The sequence below is a fragment of the Micromonospora sicca genome (assembly GCF_003172935.1).
Classification (GTDB): Bacteria; Actinomycetota; Actinomycetes; order Mycobacteriales; family Micromonosporaceae; genus Micromonospora; species Micromonospora sicca.
Genome location: NZ_QGKS01000484.1, coordinates 1 through 4,459 on the forward strand (window position 1 = coordinate 1; position 4,459 = coordinate 4,459).

General features: G+C 72.1%; 4 protein-coding genes. 1 reads left to right on the forward strand and 3 read right to left on the reverse strand.

All coding sequences use genetic code 11. The features are described from left to right. Positions 1-802, forward strand: an 802-nt coding sequence (locus DKT69_RS34980) for an endonuclease/exonuclease/phosphatase family protein (RefSeq protein WP_201750013.1), incomplete at its 5' end; no start/stop codon positions are given. Between the two features lie 36 nt (positions 803-838). On the opposite strand, the gene DKT69_RS34985 is transcribed toward DKT69_RS34980, so the two are convergent. From DKT69_RS34985 to DKT69_RS34995, 3 genes are read right to left on the reverse strand one after another with little or no spacing between them, the layout of a single operon-like run. Next, the gene (locus DKT69_RS34985) at positions 839-3,037 is read right to left on the reverse strand and encodes an FtsX-like permease family protein (RefSeq protein WP_109805652.1); all 2,199 of its coding nucleotides are present in this window, start codon (positions 3,035-3,037) and stop codon (positions 839-841) included. Next, a complete protein-coding gene (locus tag DKT69_RS34990; RefSeq protein ID WP_109805653.1) occupies positions 3,034-3,705 on the reverse strand; it encodes an ABC transporter ATP-binding protein in 672 nt (223 codons plus the stop codon). Before DKT69_RS34990 ends, DKT69_RS34985 begins: the two co-directional genes overlap by 4 nt. Then, the gene (locus DKT69_RS34995) at positions 3,702-4,226 is read right to left on the reverse strand and encodes a PadR family transcriptional regulator (RefSeq protein ID WP_109805654.1); all 525 of its coding nucleotides are present in this window, start codon (positions 4,224-4,226) and stop codon (positions 3,702-3,704) included. The genes DKT69_RS34990 and DKT69_RS34995 overlap by 4 nt, the downstream gene beginning before the upstream one ends. Between the last annotated feature and the right edge of the window lie 233 nt (positions 4,227-4,459).

Consider the following 4,459-nt stretch of genomic DNA (forward strand, 5'->3'; position numbering starts at 1 on the left):
GCTGATGCGGGTCCTGACGTGGAACCTGTGGGGCCGTTACGGGCCGTGGCAGCGCCGTCGGGAGGCGATCGCGGCGACGCTGACCGAGGTGGGCCCGGACGTGTGCGGGCTGCAGGAGGTGTGGGGCACCCACGGGCAGAACCTGGCCGCCGACCTCGCCGAGCGGCTGGGCATGCACTGGTGCTGGGCGATCGCGGGCCAGACGAGCGCCGGGCACGACGACGACCTGTTCATCGGCAACGCGATACTCAGCCGTTGGCCCATCGCCGGGCACACCGAGGTACCCCTGCCCACCGGCGATCCCGGCGAGGGCAGGGTGGCCCTGCACGGGCGGATCGATACGCCGCACGGTGCCCTGCCGATGTTCACCACCCATCTGACCTACCGGCCCGGCGGCTCACAGGTGCGCCTGCCCCAGGTCAGGCGGCTGGCCACGTTGGTCGCCGAGGAGGCGGCGGGCTGCGCCTACCCGCCGGTGGTCACCGGCGATCTCAATGCGGAGCCCGACTCCGACGAACTGCGACTGCTCGGCGGGTTGCTCACCGCTCCCGCGGTCCCGGGGCTGGTGCTCGTCGACGCCTGGCGCTACGCCGACCCGGCCGACCCCGGCTTCACCTGGGACCGCCGCAACGGCTACCAGGCCGACACGGTGCTCCCCGACTCACGTATCGACTACGTCCTGGTCGGCCTGCCCCGGGATGGGCGCGGGCGGGTGCGATCCGCCCGCCTCGCCGGCACCACCCCCGTCGACGAGGTGTGGCCATCGGATCACTTCGCCGTCGTCACCGACCTTCAGTCGTAGCAGCTCCGAGGCCGCGCAGGTCCGCCGCGGATTGCCTCACTCGTTGCGGGCCGTCTCCGGACCGGTGATCCGCCGCAGCAGCGGCAGCGTCGAGGCGACGATGCCCAGCGACACCGCGAGCCCGCCGCCGACCATGAGGTAGAACGACAGGTCCGGCGCTCGCAGCGGGTAGCCGAGCTGCGCCCGCAGGAACAGATGCGCGGCCAGGAATCCCAGCCCGGTCGCCACCGTCGCGACGAGCAGCAGGGGCACGACGGTTTCCAGCGCGACCACCCGACGCAGGGTGCGTAGCTGCACCCCGGTGAGCCGCAGCATGCTGAACGGTCGCTTCCGGTCGCTCAGCCCGCCGGCCACGCTCACCGCCAGGCTGCAGCCGGCGATCGGCAGGCTGGCCAGCATGATCACGTTGGCCAGTTGCTGGAACTGCCTCAGCTGCCGCGCGGAGTTCGCCTCCCACTCGCCGACGCTGATCGGAAAGCGACCCAGTGGGAACGCGTCGACCAGCAAGGTGCGGGCCCGCTCGAACGCGGAGCGGCTGGTGGTGTCGACGACCACCGACAGGATCGGTTGCCGGTCGACCTCCGCGGGGGCGATGCCGGCGGCGTCCCAGACGTACGTGTCACTGGTCAGGTCGAACGCCCGCATGCCGATGAGGTCGCTCGCCACCTGCGCGACCCGCGCGCCGGCGGGGCAGCTGCCGAACACCGCCAGGCGGTCCAGTTCGGCGCAGGTGACCAGGCCCTGCCATGCGTCCCGGTCGGGGTTGCGGTGCACCACGGTGACACTGCGGACCCCGGGGATCGCCGCGAGCCCGGCCGGAATCTGGTCCGCGGTCGGCGCGGGACCCTCCTCGGGCCAGAACGACTTCGCCAGTGAGGTGGCGGCCACCGAGTCGGTGCGCGGTTCGCCGCGGTTGGCGACGAACGTGGTGATGATGCCGGTCGCCACGCTCGTCACGAACAGCGCCACGATCAGGCCACTCACGGTCCGGAACCCGGCCTTCGGATTGTCCGACAGCCGCCGCCCGGCGATGAGCGCGGCGGGGCGGCTGGCCCGCCCCGCCAACGCCCGGGCGCCGACCATCGTCAGCCACGGCCCCGCCAGCACCAGGCCGGTCAGGACCAGCAAGAACCCGGACAGGTACGCGGCGATCTGGCCGTTGGTCGTCCCGGGACGCCGGCCGATGAAGTACGTCAGCTCGGCGAGCCCGACGACCAGCGGGATGAGCCGCCAGGCGCGCGGCGGTTTCGGGGTGACACGCCGACTCACGCCCAGCGGCGAGATCTGCACCCGGCGCAGCGCCAGCCAGGACGCCACGACCGCGCCGAGCGGGATGCCCAGCCCGACCGACAGGACGTCGATGCCGGTGAGCGACAGGTCGGCGCTGAAGAAAGGTTCACCGGTGAACGGGATCGTGGCGAGTCCCGACCGGAGCGCGAAGAACAAGCCGAACCCGGCAGCCGTACCCGCCGCGGCGGCGACTGCCGACTCCACGGCCGAGATGACCGAGATCTGCCGGGGGGTGGCGCCGATCAGCCGCATCGCGGCGAAGCGCTGCTCCCGGCGGGTCGCGGCCAGCCGGGTCGCCGTGCCGATGAAGATGAGGACCGGGAAGAGCAGCGCGGCCGCGACGACCGACAGCACGAGTGTCATGCCGTCGTGGTTGATGCCGACGTAGCAGCCGTTGCCGCAGTCGCTCGGCGAGGTGGTCATGATCTGGGTGACCTGCCGGGCCCCCAGCTGCTCCAGTTCCGCCGGGGTGCGACCGATCACGATCAGCAGCGATTCGGGGGACGGCAGCGCGGCCCGCCCGATCGTGCCGATCTCGTGGCCGGGGAAGCGGTCACCGAGCTCAGCGGCCGGGGTGTTCCGCAGCAGCTTGCCGAGCGCGGGCGAGACGTAGAACTCGCCCGGCCCGGGCAGGTGCGGGATGCCCGGCGGGACGGACGCGTCCGGGCCCAGCGCAGCGACCTCGACCCGGCCGATCGACTGGCCGTGGTAGTAGTCCTCTCGGATCAGCCACCACATCGGGTCGGCCGTCGGGTCGGCGGAGGCCGGTGCGACGGCGGTGTTGAGCCAGGCGTACCGCGCGTTCTGGGCGCCGACGGCGTTCATGCCGGCGAGCGTCGCCAGCAGCATGCCCACACCGAGCGCCACCGCGCCGGCGATGACGACGAGCCGGACGGCCGCCTCCCGGCCACCGGACAGGCACAGTCGCAGACCGAACCGGATCATGAGTGCACCAGCGCGTTCACCTTGCCGTCGCGCACGATGACCTGCCGGTCGGCGTACGCGGCGACGCGGGCCTCGTGGGTGACGAGCACGACGGTCGTGCCCTGCTCGCGGGCGCACGCGACGAGGAGGTCCATGACCTGCTCGCCGGTGAGGGAGTCGAGGGCGCCGGTCGGCTCGTCGGCGAACAGCACGTTCGGCCGGGCGACGAGGCCGCGGGCGAGCGCCACCCGTTGCGCCTGGCCGCCGGACAGCTCACCGGAACGGCGTCGCTCCAGCCCGGCCAGACCGAGCCGCTCGAACCAGGGCCGCGCCTCCTGGAACGCGGCCGTGCGGCGGACTCCGCCGAGCAGCAGCGGCAGCGCGACGTTCTCCTCCGCGGTCAGCTCGGGGACGAGCTGTCCGAACTGGAACACGAACCCGAATCGGTCCCGGCGGAGCACGCTGCGCTCCTGCTCGTTCATGGTGTCGAGGCGGCGGCCGTCGAGGCGGATCTCGCCCGCGTCGGGCACCAGGATGCCGGCCAGGCAGTGCAGCAGCGTGGACTTGCCCGACCCGCTCGGGCCCATGACGGCGACGATCTCACCCGGGTCCACCGAGAGGCTGGCACCCCGTAGCGCCGGGGTGCTGCCGAAGGACAGCGCCACGTCTCGCGCCTCGATCGCCGTCATCGCCGCACCATCTTCCGGAGCGCGTCGAGCCGGGCGATCGTGGTGTCCATCCAGTGCAGGTCGGCCTCCAGATGGAACAGCCCGTGGTCGGCCAGCAGCGTGTCGACGAGGTTGCCGTCGCGCTTGATCGCGGTGAGCTCGGTCATCCGTCGCAGGTGCACGGCGCGCTGGGCGTCGAGGTAGTCCGCGGCGGGGCGGTCCAGCATCAGCGCCAGCACCACCTTGGTGAAGAGCACGGTCTGCAGGTTGGGCTCGGCCTCGACCGGCTCGGTCAGCCAGGCGTCGACCTCGGTCGCGCCGCGCTCGGTGATCAGGTAGCGCTTGCGGTCGGGGCCGACGCCCGGCTCCACCTCGCCGATCACGATCTTGCCGTCGCGAGCCAGGCGGCCGAGCGTGGCGTAGACCTGCCCGAACGGGAGCGGCTTGCCGCGGCTGAAGAAGGTGTCGTAGTCGCGCTTGAGGTCGTAGCCGTGGCTGGGCTCGCGCTCGAGCAGGCCGAGGAGGGTCAACGGAACACTCATGCCGTGACCATACCCTGAGCGTATACCTCGCGTATATATCTCGAGGGTGTAAGAACCGGTTGAACCTGCGCGCTTTCCTCAATCGGGCCGCGCCGGCCTTGCGGGGGATTACCGTTCGTTAACGTGACCATCTTTCGGGTTACTGCCGTCATGCTCAGCGCCGTCCTGGCTCTGCCCGCTGCCGCGGTCGCGCCGCCGACGCGGGCGGCAGCCGCGCCGCACCTGCCATGCCC